We start from the raw sequence: 443 nt of genomic DNA on the forward strand, positions 1-443 counted from the left end.
GCCTCCATGAGGAACCAGCGGCGCAGCACCTGGGCGATGCGGCGCACGCCCCAGCCGGGGTTGGCCTGCTTGAGATCGACGATCTTGCCACGCACCGGGGGTGGCAGGCGCCGGCGCGCTTCGCCGCCGCCCGCGGGCGGCGGCGAAGCGCGCAGCAGGGGCGACTCGGGACCTTCCCGGCGATACGCCAGCACCCAGGTGTTGAGCGTGTTCGGCGAGATGCCCAACTCGTGGGCGACGGTCTTCTGGACCGCCCCTCCCTCGACGCACATCAGCGCCGCCTTGAGCCGGAACTCGGGCGGATAGCCCCTCCGCCGCGGCTCCGATTCACGCCACTTTCTGCGACGTGCCAACTTCCTTCTCGGGGTCCTTTTGCGGACCCTCTCTGTCTTTTCGTTCATGGGGTTCCATTCTCGACGTCACCCCTTTTCCGCGCTAGAAAA

General features: G+C 68.2%; 1 protein-coding gene. It reads right to left on the reverse strand.

Annotated features, from left to right (window positions below; all coding sequences use genetic code 11):
- On the reverse strand, positions 1-353 hold a 353-nt coding region (locus ACG2LG_RS24245), incomplete at its 3' end, for a transposase (RefSeq protein WP_396263490.1).
- Positions 354-443 lie beyond the last annotated feature (90 nt).

The sequence above is a fragment of the Haloferula sp. A504 genome (assembly GCF_044385805.1).
Lineage (GTDB): Bacteria > Verrucomicrobiota > Verrucomicrobiia > Verrucomicrobiales > Akkermansiaceae > Haloferula.